At 67.0% G+C, this 17319-nt stretch carries 19 protein-coding genes and 1 pseudogene; 8 read left to right on the forward strand and 12 right to left on the reverse strand.

The genetic code is table 11. From position 1 onward, the window contains the following. Together B0W88_RS32920 and B0W88_RS07665 are read right to left on the reverse strand one after the other, a co-directional pair. Positions 1-158, reverse strand: a pseudogene (locus B0W88_RS32920) (pyridoxal phosphate-dependent aminotransferase); the annotation flags it as partial. Between the two features lie 14 nt (positions 159-172). Further along, on the reverse strand, positions 173-1402 hold the full coding sequence (locus tag B0W88_RS07665; RefSeq protein ID WP_369973851.1) for a branched-chain amino acid ABC transporter substrate-binding protein: 1230 nt from the start codon (positions 1400-1402) through the stop codon (positions 173-175). A gap of 167 nt (positions 1403-1569) precedes the next feature. Here B0W88_RS07665 and B0W88_RS07670 point away from each other — a divergent pair, with 167 nt between their 5' ends. Then, complete coding sequence (locus B0W88_RS07670) at positions 1570-1959, forward strand: Hsp20/alpha crystallin family protein (RefSeq protein WP_083748637.1); 390 nt, start codon at positions 1570-1572, stop codon at positions 1957-1959. Here B0W88_RS07670 and tsaD read toward each other — a convergent pair. The 9 genes from tsaD to uvrB form a co-directional block, all read right to left on the reverse strand. Next, positions 1956-2987 (reverse strand): tRNA (adenosine(37)-N6)-threonylcarbamoyltransferase complex transferase subunit TsaD, encoded by a 1032-nt coding sequence (gene tsaD / locus B0W88_RS07675; RefSeq protein ID WP_077034071.1) that lies wholly within the window; start codon positions 2985-2987, stop codon positions 1956-1958. The two genes, B0W88_RS07670 and tsaD, sit on opposite strands and share 4 nt — an antisense overlap. After that, positions 2984-3322: an ISC system 2Fe-2S type ferredoxin gene (gene fdx, locus B0W88_RS07680; RefSeq protein ID WP_077034072.1), complete on the reverse strand. Its 339-nt coding sequence runs from the start codon at positions 3320-3322 to the stop codon at positions 2984-2986. The genes tsaD and fdx overlap by 4 nt, the downstream gene beginning before the upstream one ends. 6 nt (positions 3323-3328) lie before the next feature. Then, on the reverse strand, positions 3329-5185 hold the full coding sequence (hscA, locus tag B0W88_RS07685; RefSeq protein WP_077034073.1) for a Fe-S protein assembly chaperone HscA: 1857 nt from the start codon (positions 5183-5185) through the stop codon (positions 3329-3331). A gap of 12 nt (positions 5186-5197) precedes the next feature. Continuing rightward, positions 5198-5725, reverse strand: a complete 528-nt coding sequence (hscB, locus tag B0W88_RS07690; protein WP_077034074.1) for a Fe-S protein assembly co-chaperone HscB — start codon at positions 5723-5725, stop codon at positions 5198-5200. A gap of 349 nt (positions 5726-6074) precedes the next feature. After that, a complete protein-coding gene (iscA, locus tag B0W88_RS07695) occupies positions 6075-6398 on the reverse strand; it encodes an iron-sulfur cluster assembly protein IscA (RefSeq protein WP_077034075.1) in 324 nt (107 codons plus the stop codon). A gap of 15 nt (positions 6399-6413) precedes the next feature. Further along, on the reverse strand, positions 6414-6800 hold the full coding sequence (iscU, locus tag B0W88_RS07700; protein WP_077034076.1) for a Fe-S cluster assembly scaffold IscU: 387 nt from the start codon (positions 6798-6800) through the stop codon (positions 6414-6416). Between the two features lie 27 nt (positions 6801-6827). After that, positions 6828-8048: an IscS subfamily cysteine desulfurase gene (locus B0W88_RS07705; RefSeq protein WP_077034077.1), complete on the reverse strand. Its 1221-nt coding sequence runs from the start codon at positions 8046-8048 to the stop codon at positions 6828-6830. A gap of 26 nt (positions 8049-8074) precedes the next feature. Further along, positions 8075-8608 (reverse strand): Fe-S cluster assembly transcription factor, encoded by a 534-nt coding sequence (locus B0W88_RS07710; protein WP_077034078.1) that lies wholly within the window; start codon positions 8606-8608, stop codon positions 8075-8077. Between the two features lie 192 nt (positions 8609-8800). Further along, positions 8801-10915, reverse strand: a complete 2115-nt coding sequence (gene uvrB / locus B0W88_RS07715; protein WP_077034079.1) for an excinuclease ABC subunit UvrB — start codon at positions 10913-10915, stop codon at positions 8801-8803. 125 nt (positions 10916-11040) lie between these two features. Here uvrB and B0W88_RS07720 point away from each other — a divergent pair, with 125 nt between their 5' ends. The 7 genes from B0W88_RS07720 to B0W88_RS07750 all read left to right on the forward strand — a co-directional run bounded on the left by B0W88_RS07720 (position 11041) and on the right by B0W88_RS07750 (position 16245). Then, on the forward strand, positions 11041-12240 hold the full coding sequence (locus B0W88_RS07720) for an amino acid aminotransferase (protein WP_077034080.1): 1200 nt from the start codon (positions 11041-11043) through the stop codon (positions 12238-12240). A gap of 147 nt (positions 12241-12387) precedes the next feature. Continuing rightward, positions 12388-13692 carry a polyhydroxyalkanoate depolymerase gene (locus tag B0W88_RS07725; protein WP_077034081.1) on the forward strand — a complete coding sequence of 435 codons (1305 nt, stop codon included), beginning with the start codon at positions 12388-12390 and terminating at the stop codon, positions 13690-13692. Beyond that, positions 13689-14354, forward strand: a complete 666-nt coding sequence (gene rsxB, locus B0W88_RS07730; RefSeq protein WP_077034082.1) for an electron transport complex subunit RsxB — start codon at positions 13689-13691, stop codon at positions 14352-14354. The genes B0W88_RS07725 and rsxB overlap by 4 nt, the downstream gene beginning before the upstream one ends. Before the next feature lie 9 nt (positions 14355-14363). Beyond that, positions 14364-14996 carry an endonuclease III gene (gene nth, locus B0W88_RS07735; RefSeq protein WP_077034083.1) on the forward strand — a complete coding sequence of 211 codons (633 nt, stop codon included), beginning with the start codon at positions 14364-14366 and terminating at the stop codon, positions 14994-14996. A gap of 25 nt (positions 14997-15021) precedes the next feature. Then, complete coding sequence (locus tag B0W88_RS07740) at positions 15022-15243, forward strand: DUF904 domain-containing protein (RefSeq protein ID WP_077034084.1); 222 nt, start codon at positions 15022-15024, stop codon at positions 15241-15243. Next, positions 15240-15551 carry a cell division protein ZapA gene (locus B0W88_RS07745; protein ID WP_077034085.1) on the forward strand — a complete coding sequence of 104 codons (312 nt, stop codon included), beginning with the start codon at positions 15240-15242 and terminating at the stop codon, positions 15549-15551. Before B0W88_RS07740 ends, B0W88_RS07745 begins: the two co-directional genes overlap by 4 nt. A 229-nt stretch (positions 15552-15780) precedes the next feature. After that, on the forward strand, positions 15781-16245 hold the full coding sequence (locus tag B0W88_RS07750) for an EVE domain-containing protein (protein WP_077034104.1): 465 nt from the start codon (positions 15781-15783) through the stop codon (positions 16243-16245). Here B0W88_RS07750 and B0W88_RS07755 read toward each other — a convergent pair. Next, the gene (locus B0W88_RS07755; RefSeq protein WP_083748638.1) at positions 16235-17257 is read right to left on the reverse strand and encodes a GGDEF domain-containing protein; all 1023 of its coding nucleotides are present in this window, start codon (positions 17255-17257) and stop codon (positions 16235-16237) included. The genes B0W88_RS07750 and B0W88_RS07755 overlap by 11 nt on opposite strands. Positions 17258-17319 lie beyond the last annotated feature (62 nt).

Consider the following 17319-nt stretch of genomic DNA (forward strand, 5'->3'; position numbering starts at 1 on the left):
CCCTTCAGCAGCGACGCGGACGCCGCCTCGCGCACCGGCAGCGGCGTCACCTCGTCGCTCTCGCCGAACCAGAAGGCCAGCACGTCCTCGCGGCCGATGCCGGCATTGGCAACCAGGCGGATCTTGGAGGCGGGCAGTTCGGCGATCAACTCACGCATGGCGATGGCGCTATTCAGTTGGCAGGTCGCGCCATTCTGCATGTGCTGGGCAATTCGGGCCGCTCCACGTAGCGCAGTGTGCGAAAGCCGTAGCCCGAACCTTCGTTGTCGAAGGCCGCGCCCGGCGTGCCGGCCCGCTTCATCACGGTCACGTACAGCGGCTGGATGAACTGATGGTCCTGGGCGCGCATCCGGCCCTGGTGCGGGATGCCGAGCAAGCGACCGTCGAAGCCCGCCCCCTCCATCGCCCGCGCCACCGCGCCAGCCTCGGTGCTGCCCGCCTTCTCGATGGCCTGCACCAGCACCTCGACCATCGCCTGCATCCGCACGTGCAGGTAATCGTCCTCGGGCCGCGGAAAGCGGCGGCGGAAGGTCTCGTAGAAGGCATCGGAACTTGCCGTGCCGACGTTCGGATGCCATTCGGCCACGGCCAGCACGCGATCCACGCCCGAATCGCCCAGCGCCGCCGGCGCGCCCAGCGAGTTGCCGTAGAAGGTGTAGAACTTCGCGTCCAGGCCGATGTCTCGCGCCGCCTTGATCAGCAGCGTCAGGTCGTTGCCCCAGTTGCCGGTCAGCACCGCCTGCGCGCCGCTGGCCTTGATCTTGGTGACGTAGGGCAGGAAGTCCTTGACCCGGCCGATCGGGTGCAGGTCCTCGCCGACGATGCGGATGTCCGGCCGCTTGGCGCCGATCATCTCGCGGCTCTTCCTCAGCACCTGCTGGCCGAAGCTGTAGTCCTGGCCGATCAGGTAGAGCTTGCTGACCGAACGGTCGTCGCGGAGCTGGTCGGTCAGTGCAGATAACCTCATATCTGCATGGGCATCGAAGCGGAAGTGCCAGAAGCTGCAGCGCTCATTCGTCAGCGCGGGATCGACGGCGGCGTAGTTCAGGAACAGCGCGCGGTGCCCGGGATCGCGCTCGTTGTGCTTGTTCAATGCATCGACCAGCGCGGCGGCCGTGGCCGAGCTGTTGCCCTGCAGCAGGAAGCGGGCGTCCTGAGCGATCGCCGTGCGCATCAGCGCCAGCGTCTCGTCCGTCGATCCCTTGCTGTCCAGGCGCAGCAGTTCCAGCGGCCGGCGGCCCTCGGGGAGCTTCACGCCGCCGCGCGCATTGACCCGCTCGGTGGCCCAGACCAGGTTGCGGAACACCGCTTCGCCGGCATTGCCGAAGGGGCCGGACAGGCCCTCGATCAGTGCCAACCTGATCGGCTCGGCCGCCTGCACGCCGGCGGCCGTCAAAAGCAAAAGCGCACCCAATTGGTGGCGCAGCGCGCGCTTCCAAGGCCTCGCAAGCCATATTTTTGCGAGCCCTTGAAAGGCCTTGGCGCGTTCCAAGATTCGATGCACGGCGGACGAAACAGCTATCGACGCCAACCCTGAAATCGATTGTCTTTCACTCACTGGAGCATTCCATGTTTGTTGTTACCCGCCCCCGCATCGACCGCCTGTTCAACATCACCGAAGACGCCGTCGCGCTGCGCAGCCCCGCGCTGGACGTCAGCGAGACCGATGCCGCCTACACCGTGCAGCTCGACCTGCCGGGCGTGGCCAAGGAGGCCGTCAAGGTCAAGATCGAAGGCCGCCGCGTCAGCATCGACGCCGAGCAGGCCCGTGAAGACAAAGCCGCCGAAGGCACCCGCGCGATCTACCGCGAGCGCTCCGTCACCCGCTTCTCGCGAAGCTTCACGCTGCCGGTGGAAGTCAGCAAGGCCGACTCCGCGGCCAAGCTGGAGAACGGCGTGCTGAGCCTGACGCTGGTCAAGCGCCAGCCGGACAACGCTGGCGAACTGACCGTCGGCTAAGCCGATCCGAGCGCCCATCGCGGGCGCACCGCGAAACTGCCGTCCTGCTGCAGCGTGGCCATGCCGCGCTGCAGCCGCATCGCGGCAGCCATCGCGATCATCGCGCCGTTGTCGGTGCACAGGCTCAGTTCCGGGTAGTGCACGCGCACCTGGCGCTTGGCGCAGGCGGCATTCAGTTGCCGCCGAAGTTCGGCGTTAGCACCAACCCCGCCGGCCACGACGAGCCGCTTCAGGCCGGTCTCTTTCAGCGCCAGCATCGACTTCTTCACCAGCACCTCGACGATCGCGGCCTGCGTGGACGCGGCCAGGTCGGCGCGCTGCTGTTCTGTCGGGGCGTCGCCCAGCTTCTTCACCTGCGTCAGCACCGCGGTCTTCAGGCCGGCGAAGCTGAAGTCCGGCTTGCCGCTGTGCAGCAGCGGGCGCGGCAGCGCGAACGCTTTCTCGTCGCCCTGCTCCGCCATGTGCGCCAGATGCGGGCCGCCGGGGTATGGCAGGCCCAGCAGCTTGGCGCTCTTGTCAAAGGCCTCGCCGGCAGCGTCGTCGATCGTCTCACCCAGGATCTCGTAGCTGCCGACCTCGTCCACGCGCATCAGCTGCGTGTGGCCGCCGGAGACCAGCAGCGCGACGAAAGGGAACTCAGGCGGATCGGCGGACAGGAAGGGCGAGAGCAGATGGCCTTCCAGGTGGTGGATGCCCAGCGTCGGCTTGCCCAAGGCAGCGGCCAGCGACACCGCGACGCCTGCGCTCACCAGCAGCGCGCCTGCAAGACCCGGGCCCTGCGTGTAGGCGATGACATCTACGTCCTTCAAGCCGGTGCCGGCTTGCGCCATCACTTCGCGGGTCAGCGGCAGCACGCGGCGGATGTGGTCACGCGAGGCCAACTCGGGCACGACGCCACCGTAGGCCTGGTGCATTGCGATCTGGCTGTGCAGCGCCTGCGCCAGCAGGCGCGGCGTTCCCGTCGCTGGCACTTCCACCAGCGCGACGCCCGTCTCGTCGCAAGACGACTCGAAGCCGAGAACCTTCACTTGCCTTCTTTGGCGTGATTGATCGAATACTTCGGGATCTCGACCGTCACATCGGACTGGCCGAGGATCGCCTGGCAGGACAAGCGCGAATCCGGCTCCAGCCCCCAGGCGCGGTCCAGCATGTCTTCCTCGCCCTCGTCCATCTCGGACAGCGAACGGCCGCCCTCGCGGACGATCACGTGGCAGGTGGTGCAGGCGCAGACCTGGTCGCAGGCGTGCTCGATCTCGATGTCGTTGTCCAGCAGCGCCTCGCAGATCGAGGTGCCGGCCGGGGCGTTGATCGAGGCGCCCTGCGGGCAGTACTCGGCGTGGGGAAGGATCTTGATGATGGGCATGGTCTGTCAGATCTGCTCGATGTTGCGGCCGGTCAGTGCCTGCTGGATGCCGCGGTTCATGCGCTCGGCGGCGAAGGCTTCGGTGCCTTCGGCCAGCGCCGTGACAGCGGCGTCGATCGCGTCGGCATCAGCGCCTTCGGCGGTGCTGGCGAGTGACTTCAGAAGCACCTCGATCGCCTCGGTCTGCGCCACGTCCAGCAGGTCGCCATCGGCGGCCAGCGCGGAGCGGGTGGCGAGAGTCATCCGCTCGGCCTCGACGCGAGCCTCGCGCAGCTTGCGCGCCTGCATATCGCCCTCGGCGCTGGCGAAGCCGTCCTTCAGCATGCTGGCGATCTGGTCGTCGGCCAGGCCGTAGCTCGGCTTGACCTGCACCGCCGCCTCGACGCCGGAGTTCAGCTCCTTCGCGGAGACACTCAGCAGGCCGTCGGCATCGACCTGGAAGGTGACGCGGATGCGCGCGGCGCCCGCCACCATCGGCGGGATGCCGCGCAGTTCGAAGCGCGCGAGCGAGCGGCACTCGCTGACCAGTTCGCGCTCGCCCTGCAGCACGTGCACGGCCATGGCCGTCTGGCCGTCCTTGAAGGTCGTGAAGTCCTGCGCCTTGGCGACGGGGATGGTGGAGTTGCGTTCGATGATGCGCTCGACCAGGCCGCCCATGGTCTCCAGGCCCAGCGACAGCGGGATCACGTCCAGCAGCAGCAGTTCGCCGTCGGCGGCATTGCCGGCCAACTGGTTCGCCTGGATGGCGGCGCCCAGCGCCACAACCTCGTCCGGATTCAGGTTCGTCAGCACATCGCGGCCGAACAGCTTGCCGACGGCCTCGCGCACGCAGGGCATGCGGGTGGACCCGCCGACCATCACCGTGCCCTGCACCTCGTCCGCCTTCACCTTGGCATCGCGCAGCACGCGGCGCACGCTGGCGAGCGTCTTGGCGATCAGCGGCTCGGCCAGCGCCTCGAACTGGGCGCGGCTCACGGCCACTTCCAGCGGCCCCACGTCGAGCGCGGCCTTCAGCAGCGTCGAATCGACGGAGGACAGCGCCTCCTTGGCCGCCCGCGCCGCCACCAGCACTACCCGCTTGTCATGCGCGCTGCTAACGCTGATGCCCGACTGACCGAGCGCCCAGTCCGCCAGCGCGCGGTCGAAGTCGTCGCCGCCCAGCGCGGCATCGCCGCCGGTGGCCACCACCTCGAACACGCCACGCGTCAGGCGCAGCAGCGAGATGTCGAAGGTGCCGCCGCCGAGGTCGTAGACCGCGTAGAGACCTTCGGAAGCATTGTCCAGGCCGTAGGCGATCGCGGCCGCGGTCGGCTCGTTGATCAGGCGCAGCACATTAAGGCCCGCGAGCTGCGCGGCGTCCTTGGTGGCCTGGCGCTGCGCGTCGTCGAAATAGGCCGGGACGGTGATCACGGCACCGAAAACGTCGTCGTTGAACGTGTCTTCGGCGCGAAAACGCAACGTCGCGAGGATCTCGCCGGAAGCCTGAACAGGGGACACCACGCCGGCCCGCGTCTGCAGCGACAACATGCCCGGCGAATCGACGAAGGAATACGGCAATTTGTCACGGCCCGGAAGGTCAGCCAGCAGCCGGCCCATGAAGCGCTTGACCGACACCAGCGTGTTTTCCGGGTCCTCGGCCTGTGCCGCGAGCGCGTCGGCGCCGATCTGGCGGCGGTCGTCCTCCAGATAGCGCACGGCCGAAGGCAGGATCACCCGGCCCTGCTCATCCGGCAGGCACTCGGCCACGCCATGGCGCACGGCAGCGACCAGCGAATGCGTCGTGCCCAGGTCGATGCCGACCGCGATGCGGCGCTCGTGCGGATTGGGCGAGGCGCCGGGTTCGGAGATTTGCAGCAGGGCCATGGGGTCAGGTCTTTACAGGTCTTGTTCTTCCAGCGCTTCGAGGCGCTTGTCGATATCGGAGCGGAACTTGGCGATGAACATCAGCGCCCTCACCCGCTCGGCCGCGGCCGGGGCATCGCCGGCTTCGTCGAGCAAGCGGCCGGCCTCGTCGAGCAGGGCTTTCTCGCGCACGGCGACTTCCCCATCCAGCGCCTGGACGGCCGCCAGGTTCGCAGCATCGTCGAGGCTCTCGCGCCACTCCATCTGCTCCATCAGGAAACTCGCCGGCATGCGCGTGTTCTCGTTGGCCTGGATCGGCGCGCCTTGCAGCTCGCACAGGTAGGCGGCGCGCCTGAGCGGATCGCGCAGGCGCTGGTGCGCCTCGTTGACGCGCAGCGCCCACTGCATCGCCAGCCGCTGCGCCGAGGCGCCCTCGGCCGCGAACTTGTCCGGGTGCACCTGGGCCTGCAGCGCCTTCCAGCGCGCATCGATCTCGGCGCGCTGCTGCGCCTGCCGCCGGGGCAGTCCGAAGAGGCTGAAATCGTCGTCGGTCAGGCGCATGGTCAAGTGAAATGCGGGGCAAGAAAAAAGCGCGGCAATGGCCGCGCCTTCGCTGATCGTTGGCCGAGGATTTTAGGGCCTGCTAACACTACAGCAAGGGGCCGCGTTGTGATCAAAAGGGCCGCAGACAAGGCGCAAACCGGAGTCGGGCCGATGCCCGACGAGGATTTGCAACGCGAGATGCGGCCCTTTTGATCACAACCCTTCGGGAAGGTCCGGCACACGGGGCCACTCGTTGTTGCAGTCCTTGCCCGCACACGAGTGCGGGCGGTGGCCTGCGCCTAGACTGACCCCGTGTGCCGGACCTTCGCGACCCCTTGCTGTAGTGTTAGCAGGCCCAATCGGCCAATCAGACGCGGAACGATTCACCACACCCGCAGCGGTCCTTCTCACGCGGGTTGCGGAACTTGAAGCCTTCGTTGAGGCCCTCGCGGACGAAGTCCAGCTCGGTGCCTTCAAGATACGGCAGGCTTTTCGGATCGATCAGGATCTTCACACCGTGGCCCTCGAAGACGACGTCCTCGGGCGCCACCTCGTCGGCGTATTCAAGCTTGTAGGCCAGGCCGGAGCAGCCGGTGGTCTTCACGCCCAGCCGCACGCCGACGCCGCGGCCGCGCTTGCTGATGTAGCGCGTCACGTGGCGGGCTGCCGCTTCGGTCATCGTTACGGACATCCGCTGGGCTCCGGGTCAGGCCGTGCGCTTGGCGCGGTAGTCGTCCACCGCGGCCTTGATCGCGTCTTCGGCCAGGATCGAGCAGTGGATCTTGACCGGCGGCAGCGCCAGTTCCTCGGCGATCTGCGTGTTCTTGATCGTCAGCGCCTCGTCCAGGCTCTTGCCCTTGACCCACTCGGTCACGAGCGAGCTGGAGGCGATCGCCGAGCCGCAGCCGTAGGTCTTGAACTTGGCGTCCTCGATCAGGCCGGTGGCCGGATTGACCTTGATCTGCAGCTTCATCACGTCGCCGCAGGCCGGAGCGCCGACCATGCCGGTGCCGACGGAATCGTCGCCCTTGTCGAAGGCGCCGACGTTGCGGGGGTTCTCGTAGTGGTCAACGACCTTGTCGCTGTAAGCCATGATGGTTCTCCTGTAGTTCTGTGGGCTTCAGTGGGCGGTCCACTGAATGGTGCTGAGGTCGATGCCTTCCTTGAACATGTCCCACAGCGGCGAGAGTTCGCGCAGCTTGGCGACACGGTCCTTCAGCACCGACACCGCGTAATCGATCTCTTCGACCGTCGTGAAGCGGCCGATGGTCATGCGCAGCGAGCTGTGCGCCAGCTCGTCGCTGCGGCCCAGCGCGCGCAGCACATAGCTGGGCTCCAGGCTGGCCGATGTGCAGGCCGAGCCGGACGACACCGCCAGGCCCTTGACGCCCATGATCAGCGACTCGCCCTCCACGAAATTGAAGGACATGTTCAGGTTGTGCGGCACGCGCTTTTCCAGGTCGCCGTTGACGAAGACCTGCTCGATGTCCTTCAGCCCGTCCAGCAGACGGTTGTGGAGCATGCGGATGCGCTCGAGCTCCTCGCCCATTTCCTGGCGGGCGATCTCGTAGGCCAGGCCCATGCCGACGATCTGGTGCGTGGCCAGCGTGCCCGAGCGCAGGCCGCGCTCATGGCCGCCGCCGTGCATCTGCGCTTCCAGGCGCACGCGCGGCTTGCGGCGCACGAACAGCGCGCCGATTCCCTTGGGGCCGTAGGTCTTGTGCGAGGCCAGGCTCATCAGGTCGATCGGCAGCGCGGTCATGTCGATCTCGATCTTGCCGGTGGCCTGGGCGGCGTCCACGTGGAAGACGATGCCCTTCTCGCGGCAGATGTTGCCGATGGCGGTCACGTCCTGGATCACGCCGATCTCGTTGTTGACGAACAGCACCGAGACCAGGATCGTGTCCGGCCGCAGCGCGGCCTTGAACTTGTCGAGGTCCAGCAGGCCGTTCTCTTCAACGTCCAGCAGGGTCACGTCGAAGCCCTGGCGCTCCAGCTCGCGGCAGGTGTCCAGCGTCGCCTTGTGCTCGGTCTTCAGCGTGATGATGTGCTTGCCGCGGCCCTTGTAGAACTGCGCGGCGCCCTTGACGGCGAGGTTGATGGACTCGGTGGCGCCCGAGGTCCAGACGATCTCGCGCGGGTCGGCCTTGATCAGCGCCGCCACCTGCTCGCGCGCCTTCTCGACCGCCGCTTCCGCCTCCCAGCCCCAGGCGTGGCTGCGCGAGGCCGGGTTGCCGAAGTGCTCGCGCAGCCACGGGATCATCGCTTCGACCACGCGCGGGTCGACCGGCGTCGTCGCGCCGTAGTCCAGGTAGATCGGGAAATGCGGGGTCATGTCCATGGCTGGGAGCGGGTTTCTTGCTTTGCTTACTTCAGGAAGGCGTTGCCCAGGGCGAACACCGAATTGGGGGCCGTGATGCGGATCGGCTTGAGCACGGGCTGGCTCGAAATGGCACGCTTCATCGGCGCTTCCTCGATCGTCACACCCTTGGCGAGCTGGTCTTCCACCAGCTTGCGCAGTGAAACCGAATCGAGGTACTCGATCATCTTGGAGTTCAGGCTGGTCCAGAGTTCGTGCGTGATGCAGCGGCCGGTGTCCTCGCCCATGCAGTTTTCCTTGCCGCCGCAGCCGGTGGCGTCGATCGGCTCGTCCACCGCCACGATGATGTCGGCCACCGTGATCTCGCTGGACTTGCGGCCCAGCGAATAGCCGCCGCCGGGGCCGCGGGTGCTCTCCACCAGCTCATGGCGGCGCAGCTTGCCGAACAGTTGCTCGAGGTACGACAGCGAAATCTGCTGCCGCTGGCTGATTGCCGCCAGCGCGACCGGGCCGCCGTTCTCGCGCAGCGCCAGATCGATCATCGCCGTGACGGCAAAACGGCCCTTGGTGGTAAGACGCATATCAAAACTCCTTCGGTCCAGCGGACCCTGAAGCGGCATGGACAAGCCCGTTAGGGTTGACTCGAAATCCGAATGACTAAGGGAAATCCCTAGTCACCAGATGGAGCCGCAGCTTACAGCTCGGGTTAACCCTGGCCTATTTCCGACGATTTTACTCGACATCTCGGAGATTTGCTTGCCGCCGCTTTGCGACTAGGAGTTGACAGTGCGAACACCGGGAATGTTGTCGTGCGTCGCGGCGCCGAAGGCCTGCTCTCGCAGCTGTGCCAACTGGTCGCGCACCCGCGCCGCCTTCTCGAACTCGAGATTGCGGGCGTGCTCCAGCATCTGCTTCTCGAGCTGCTGGATGCGCTTGCCGAGGTCCTTCTCGGACATCTCCTCGACGGCCGCCGCCTGCAGCAGCTTCTGGTCGTCGCGGCCGGACTTCTCGGAGTAGACGCCCTCGATGATGTCCTTGATGCGCTTGTTGACACTCCGTGGAACGATGCCGTTAGCTTCGTTGAAGGCGAGCTGCTTGGCGCGGCGCCGCTCGGTCTCGCCCATGGCCTTGCGCATCGAGTCGGTGATGCGGTCGGCGTAGAGGATGGCCTTGCCGTTCAGGTTGCGGGCGGCGCGGCCGATGGTCTGGATCAGGCTGCGCTCGGCGCGCAGGAAACCTTCCTTGTCGGCGTCGAGGATGGCCACCAGCGAGACCTCGGGGATGTCCAGGCCCTCTCGCAGCAGGTTGATGCCCACCAGCACGTCGAACACGCCCAGCCGCAGGTCGCGCAGGATCTCCACCCGCTCGACCGTGTCGATGTCGGAATGCAGGTAGCGGACCTTGACGCCGTTGTCGCTCAGGTAATCAGTGAGCTGCTCGGCCATGCGCTTGGTCAGCGTGGTGATGAGCACCCGCTCCTGCACCTCCACGCGCTCGCGGATCTCCTGCAGCACGTCATCCACCTGCTCCCGCGCCGGCCGCACCTCGACCACCGGGTCCACCAGGCCCGTCGGTCGCACGACCTGCTCCACCACCGCTCCGGCGTTGTCCTTCTCGTACTGGGCCGGCGTGGCCGAGACGAAGACGGCCTGGCGCATCTTGCGCTCGAACTCATCGAACTTCAGCGGCCGGTTGTCCAGCGCCGAGGGCAGGCGGAAGCCGTACTCGACCAGCGTCGTCTTGCGCGCCCGGTCGCCGTTGTACATGCCGCCGAACTGGCCGATCAGCACATGGCTCTCGTCAAGGAACATCACCGCATCGGCCGGCAGGTAGTCCACCAGCGTCGGCGGCGGCTCGCCGGGCGCGGCGCCGGACAGGTGCCGGGTGTAGTTCTCGATGCCCTTGCAGTGCCCCACCTCCTGCAGCATCTCCAGGTCGAAGCGGGTGCGCTGCTCCAGCCTCTGCGCCTCGACGAGCTTGCCTTCCTTGACGAAGAAGTCCAGCCGCTCGCGCAGCTCGGCCTTGATGCCGTCGGTGGCGGCCAGCACGCGCTCGCGCGGCGTCACGTAGTGGCTGCTCGGGTAGACGGTGAAGCGGGCCAGCTTCTGGCGGATGCGGCCGGTCAGCGGGTCGAACAGCTGCAGCGTCTCGATCTCGTCGTCGAACAGCTCGATGCGCAGCGCCAGCTCCGAGTGCTCGGCCGGGAACACGTCGATCGTGTCGCCGCGCACGCGGAACATGCCGCGGCTGAACTCCATCTCGTTGCGGGTGTACTGCATGCGGATCAGCTGGGCGATCACGTCCCGCTGGCCTAACTTGTCACCCGAGCGGAGGGTCATCACCATCTGGTGGTAGTCGCTCGGGTTGCCGATGCCGTAGATGGCCGATACCGAGGCCACGATGATCACGTCGCGCCGCTCCAGCAGGCTCTTGGTGCAGGACAGGCGCAGCTGCTCGATCTGCTCGTTGATCGCGCTGTCCTTCTCGATGAACAGGTCGCGCTGCGGGACGTAGGCCTCGGGCTGGTAGTAGTCGTAATAGCTGACGAAGTACTCGACGGCGTTGTTCGGGAAGAAGTCGCGGAACTCGCCGTAGAGCTGGGCGGCCAGCGTCTTGTTCGGCGCAAACACGATGGCCGGCCGGCCCAGGCGCGCGATCACGTTGGCCATCGTGAAGGTCTTGCCCGAGCCGGTCACGCCCAGCAGCGTCTGGAAGCTCAGGCCGTCGTTGATGCCCTCGCACAGCTCGGCAATCGCGGTCGGCTGGTCGCCGGCCGGCGGAAAGGGCTGGAAGAGCTGGAACGGCGAGCCTTCGAAAGTAACGAATTCGCCCTTCGGTGCATCCGTGTCGGCGGCCGGACTCTCGGTGGCGTTGGAGGCGTCGTGCATCGGGTAATCACTTAAAATCTGCTGCTTGCGCAATCCGACAGGGTAGCGCAGGCCTCAAGGCCTTTGCTAACCCCCGCGTTCAGCGCATCCCTCTCCACCGCCACCGTCCTGTCAGGAAACCGACCATGTCCTTGTTCGCCGCCGTCGAAATGGCCCCCCGCGACCCGATCCTGGGTCTCAACGAGCAATTCAATGCCGATACCCGGCCGGGCAAGGTGAATCTGGGCGTCGGCGTGTACTACGACGAGAACGGCAAGCTGCCGCTGCTGAAGTGCGTCGCCACCGCCGAGGCCGACATGCAGGCCGACCCGAAGGCCCGCGGCTACCTGCCGATCGACGGCATCGCCGCCTACGACAAGGCCGTGCAGGGCCTGGTGTTCGGCGCCGGCAGCGCGATCCTGGAAGCCAAGCGCGTCGCCACGGTGCAGGCCGTGGGCGGCACCGGCGGCCTGAAGATCGGCGCCGACTTCCTGAAGCGCCTGAACCCGAACGCCCAGGTGCTGATCTCCGACCCGAGCTGGGAGAACCACCGCGCGCTGTTCACCAACGCCGGATTCACCGTCGGCACCTACCCGTACTACGACGCCACCAGCCGCGGCATCAACTTCGACGGCATGCTGACGGCGCTGAACGGCACGGCCGCCGGCACCGTCGTCGTGCTGCACGCCTGCTGCCACAACCCGACCGGCTACGACCTCACCCCCGGTCAGTGGGACCAGATCGTTAGCACCGTCAAGGCCCGCGGCCTGGTGCCCTTCCTGGACATGGCTTACCAGGGCTTCGGCGAAGGCATTGCCGAGGACGGCGCGGTGATCCAGCAGTTCCTGGCCGCCGGCCTGGACTTCTTCGTCTCCACCAGCTTCTCCAAGAGCTTCTCGCTGTACGGCGAGCGCGTCGGCGCGCTGAGCGTGGTCTGCGCCACCGCCGAGGAGACCGCCAAGGTGCTGAGCCAGCTCAAGATCGTCATCCGCACCAACTACTCCAACCCGCCGACGCACGGCGCCCAGGTCGTCGCCAACGTGCTGACCACCCCGGCCCTGCGCGCGATGTGGGAAGAGGAACTGGCCGGCATGCGTGTGCGCATCAAGGCGATGCGCGGCGCGCTGGTCGAGGCGCTGCAGAAGGCCGGCATCACGCAAGACCTCTCCTTCGTGACCCGCCAGAAGGGCATGTTCAGCTACTCGGGCCTCAACGCCGAGCAGATGCAGCGCCTGCGCAGCGAGTTCGGCATCTATGGCGTGGACTCCGGCCGCATCTGCGTGGCCGCGCTGAACGAGAAGAACCTGCCGGCGGTGGCCGCGGCGATGGCCGCTGTCATGAAGTAAAGCGTTAGTTGCGCGGATAAATCCCGCAGTCCGAAGGCGGGTTTGCCCGTAAGCAAACCCGCGGACTGCTGCGGCGCAGCACTTCTGGCACCATCTCGGCTGGAAATTGTCAGTCTTTATTGTTCTCCAGCCCGAGAAACGCCAGCCATGCTGTACCAGTTATTCGAAACCCAACGCGCGCTGATGAGCCCCTTCGCGGAGTTCGCCAGCGCCTCGGCCAAGCTCTACAGCCACCCGCTGTCCCCGTTTGCGATGCTGACGCCGATGTCGGCCCGCGTCTCGGCGGCCATGGATCTGATGCACCGCCTGGCCAAGGACTACGAGAAGCCCGAGTTCGACATCCGCAGCATCGAGGTCGACGGCGTCGACGTGGCCGTGCAGGAGCTGGTGGCGCTGGAAAAGCCCTTCTGCCGCCTGCTGCGCTTCAAGCGCTACAGCGACGACCTGGAAGTCCTGGCCACGATGAAGGACCAGCCGACCGTGCTGGTCGTGGCGCCGCTGTCCGGCCACCACAGCACGCTGCTGCGCGACACCGTGCGCCAGCTGCTGAAGGGCCACAAGGTCTACATCACCGACTGGACCGATGCCCGCATGGTGCCGGCCGAGGTCGGCACCTTCCACCTGGACGACTACATCCACTATGTGCAGGACTTCATCCGCCACATCGGCGCGGCGGACTGCCATGTGATGTCGGTCTGCCAGCCGACGGTGCCGGTGCTGGCCGCGATCTCGCTGATGGCCACCGCCGGCGAGACCACGCCGCTGTCGATGACGATGATGGGCGGCCCGATCGATGCGCGCCGCAGCCCCACCGCCGTCAACAACCTGGCGATGAACCGCAGCTACGAGTGGTTCGAGAACAATGTGATCCACCGCGTGCCGACGAACTTCCCCGGCGCCGGCCGCGAGGTCTACCCGGGCTTCCTGCAGCACACCGGCTTCGTCGCGATGAACCCGGACCGCCACCTGTCCTCGCACTACGACTACTTCCTCGACCTGGTGCGCGGCGACGACGACAGCGCCGAATCGCACCGCCAGTTCTACGACGAGTACAACGCCGTGCTGGACATGCCGGCCGAGTACTACCTGGACACGATCAAGACGGTGTTCCAGGACTTCGCGCTGGTGAACGGCACCTGGGTCGTCGACGGCGTCACCGTGCGTCCGCAGGACATCACCACCACCGCGCTGCTGACGATCGAGGGCGAGCTGGACGACATCTCCGGCGCCGGCCAGACCCGCGCCGCCCATGAGCTGTGCTCGGGCATCGCCACCGCGAACCAGTACCACTACGACGTGCAGGGCGCCGGCCACTACGGCATCTTCTCCGGCCGCCGCTGGCGCGAGAAGGTCTACCCGGAAGTGCAGGCCTTCATCGCCAAGTACGACAAGCCGGCTGCCGAGGCCGCCCCTTCCAAGCCCGCGCGCAGGACGCGCAGCAAAGCCACTTGACGCTCCCCGCTTCCCTTGTCGACCTGACCCGCCGCATCGACGCCGCACTGCCCCAGACGCAGTGCACGCGCTGCGGCTATCCCGATTGCCACAGCTACGCCGCCGCCATCGCCGATGGCGAGGCCGGCATCAACCAGTGCCCGCCCGGCGGCGCCGAGGGCATCGGGCGCCTGGCGGCCATCACCGGCCATCCTGTCCTTCCGCTGTCGGCCGAGCATGGCTTCGAGGCGCCGCGCACGCTGGCCGTCATCGACGAGGCCTGGTGCATCGGCTGCACGCTGTGCATCAAGGCCTGCCCGGTCGACGCCATCGCCGGCGCGGCCAAGCAGATGCATGTGGTGATAGCCGCGCAGTGCACCGGCTGCGAGCTGTGCGTGCCGGCCTGCCCGGTGGACTGCATCTCGCTGGTCAATGACAGCGGCGACAGCACCGGCTGGGCGGCCTGGGGCCCCGAGCGAGCCTCCGCTGCGGCTGAGCGTTATGCCTTCCACGGGTTCCGCCGGCATCGCGAGAAGACTGAGAACGACGAGCGCCTGCAGGCCAAGGCCGAGGCCAAGCTGGCCGACCTCGCCGGCGCCTCGAAGATCACCGATGCGCCCGAGCTGGACCGCAAGAAGGCGATGATCGAGGCCGCCCTCGCCCGCGCGCGCGCCCGCCGCTGAATTCCAACAATGAACAAGCAAGACATCGAGACCTTCTTCGCCACGCTGAAGGCCGCCAACCCGACGCCGCAGACCGAGCTGGAATACAGCAGCGTGTTCGAGCTGCTGGCCGCCGTGCTGCTGTCGGCGCAGGCCACCGACGTCGGCGTCAACAAGGCCACGCGGCGGCTGTTCCCGGTCGCCAACACGCCGCAGAGGATCATCGCGCTGGGACTGGAGGGCCTGACCGAGTACATCCGCACGATCGGCCTCTACCGCACCAAGGCGCAGAACCTGATGAAGACCTGCGAGATCCTGGTCTCGCAATACGGCGGCAAGGTGCCCGACACGCGCGAGGCGCTGGAAGCGCTGCCCGGCGTCGGCCGCAAGACAGCCAATGTGGTGCTCAATGTCGCCTTCGGCCAGCCGACGATGGCCGTCGATACGCACATCTTTCGCGTCAGCAACCGCACGGGCCTGGCGCCCGGCAAGACCCCGCTGGCCGTCGAGCTGGCGCTGGAGAAGCGCGTGCCGAAGGCCTACGCGGTGGACTCGCACCACTGGCTGATCCTGCACGGCCGCTACGTCTGCCAGGCACGCCGGCCGCATTGCGAGGTGTGCGCGGTGAGGGCGCAGTGCGACTACGGTCGCCGCCTACAATGAAACCCTGATATCGAGACGGGACGCCATGCCAAGCTTCACCGACCTGACCGACCGCGTCGAGCGACTGCTGCTGCGCCACGAGGAACTGGTCCGTACCAACGCGCTGCTCGAGGAGCAGGTGTCCACCCTCACCCAGGAACGGGACAGCCTGCGCTCGCGGCTGAACGCAGCGCGGGCGCGCGTCGACGCCTTGCTCGAACGCCTGCCCGTCGAGAACCAAGCCGAACCGGACAGCAATCAACAATGAAACAGATGGAAGTGACCATCATGGGCCAGAGCTACCTGCTCGGCTGCCCCGAGGGCGGCGAGGCCGCACTGACGCGGGCCGTCACGCAGGTGGACAAGGAGATGTGCTCGATCCGCGATGCCGGCAAGATCAAGGCGCGTGAGCGCATCGCCGTGCTGGCCGCGCTGAACCTGGCCTATCAACTGGCCGAGGGCAAGACGAGCGCGGTGCCGGCAGCTAACACTGCCGCCGCAGCTTCGCAACCCGAGCTCGAAAACCTTGTGCGCCGTCTGGATGAAGCCTTAGGTCGCGACGGTCAATTGCTCTGACGCAGCGCCGTCGAGGCGGTAAAATCTCAATCGTCCACCGCAGCCCCGCGGGCTTTATATTTCCTGTTCCGATGCTCATATGAGCCTGGGCCTGGAACATCGCCCCGCAGGTGTGATCGTCTCGCGTCAGATGAACCCGAAGTGCGGCTGACCTCGCCCACCTGAATCCCTGGATTCAGGAATGCGGCCTGCCAGGCTGGCGGTGGACACCTTATTCCTTGCCTCGCGCATGAACTACTGGCTGATGAAATCCGAGCCCGACGAGTGCTCGATCGACGACCTCGCCGCGGCCCCGGGCCAGACCGTCCCCTGGATCGGCGTGCGCAACTACCAGGCGCGCAATTTCATGCGCGACGAGATGCAGGTCGGTGACGGCGTGCTGTTCTATCACTCGTCCTGCCCGGAGCCGGGCATCGCCGGCTTCGCCACGGTCGCCAGCGGCGCGTATCCGGATGCGAGCCAGTTCGATGCACAGAGCCCGTACCACGACCCGAAGTCCAAGCCCGAGGCGCCGCGCTGGCTGCATGTGGACGTGACGCTGGCCGAGAAGACGCGGCTGCTGCCGCTGGCCGAGATGCGCGGCGATCCGGCGCTGGCGCAGATGCGCACCTTGGCGCCGGGGAACCGCCTGTCCATCACGCCGGTGACGCCCGACGAATGGGCGCACATCCGGCGCAAGCTCGTCAGTCGCTGAAAGGGATCGAGGCGAGCACGACCTGGTTGCCGCCGCGCTTCAACGCTTCGGCGACGGCCAACTCGCTGGCGGCCAGCAGGTCTTCCTGCTTGGAAGCGGTGTGCGGGAAGCTGCAGACACCCATCGACAGCGACAGGCCCAGGTCCATGCCGTTGAGCACGACGATCTGCGCCTGGCACTGGCGGCGCAGCTGCTCCATCCGCGCATGGGCCGTCGCCAGGCCCACGCCTGACAGCAGCACCGCGAAACGCGACTCGCCGATGCGGCAGGCCGCGTCCATCGCCCGGGTATTGGCACGCAGCATGCGGCCGACGCCTTCGAGCATGCGCTGCCGGCCGTCATCGCCCAGGGCCTGGGCGGCGGCCGGCGCCGGATCCAGCGCAATGATCACCAGGGCGAACTCGCGATGCTCGCGGGTGGAGAGATCGATCTCGCGCAGCAGCTGGTCGTCGAACTGGCCACGCAGGTAGAGGCCGGAGGCGTCGTCGCGACCGGTACCGCGCTGCGCCTCGCGGCGCGCCTGCTCCAGCGCCTGCTGCTGGGCCTCGATCTGCTGCAGTGCGCGCTGCAGATGCGCCTCGCGCTGGCGCTCCTCGGTGCGCTCGTGCCAGACGGCCAAAAGATGCTCGCCGCCCAGCGGCATGCGGGTCACGGTGAACTCGCGCCGCCGGCCGCCCAGCTCCAGCCGATGCTCGCTCAGCAGCATCTGGCCCTGGGCCATCACCGTCTGCTCGATGCGGCGCATCGCGATGGCTTCTTCGCTACGCACCAGTTCGCTGTCGTTGGCCCCGACGACCGGCTTGCGATCGAACCAGTGGCCGATGCCCTCGCTCGCGTAGACATAGCGGCCGGTCGCCAGCGACTTGACCGTCACATAGCTGTTCTGCGGCTCGACCAGCTTCAGCAGCGCACCACCGAAGGAAGACACCAGGCCCGGATGGCCGGCCAGCCAATGACTGAGGCTGCCGGGCTGCGGCGGTGCGTCGTTCGGCGAAGCGGCTGAGTTGTCCATGAATCCTCGGTTGAACCCAGCCGATCGTTGCGGCTGGCCTCCTCTGTTGTTCTCCGCCGGAT

This window comes from Pelomonas sp. KK5 (assembly GCF_001984095.1).
Lineage (GTDB): Bacteria > Pseudomonadota > Gammaproteobacteria > Burkholderiales > Burkholderiaceae_C > KK5.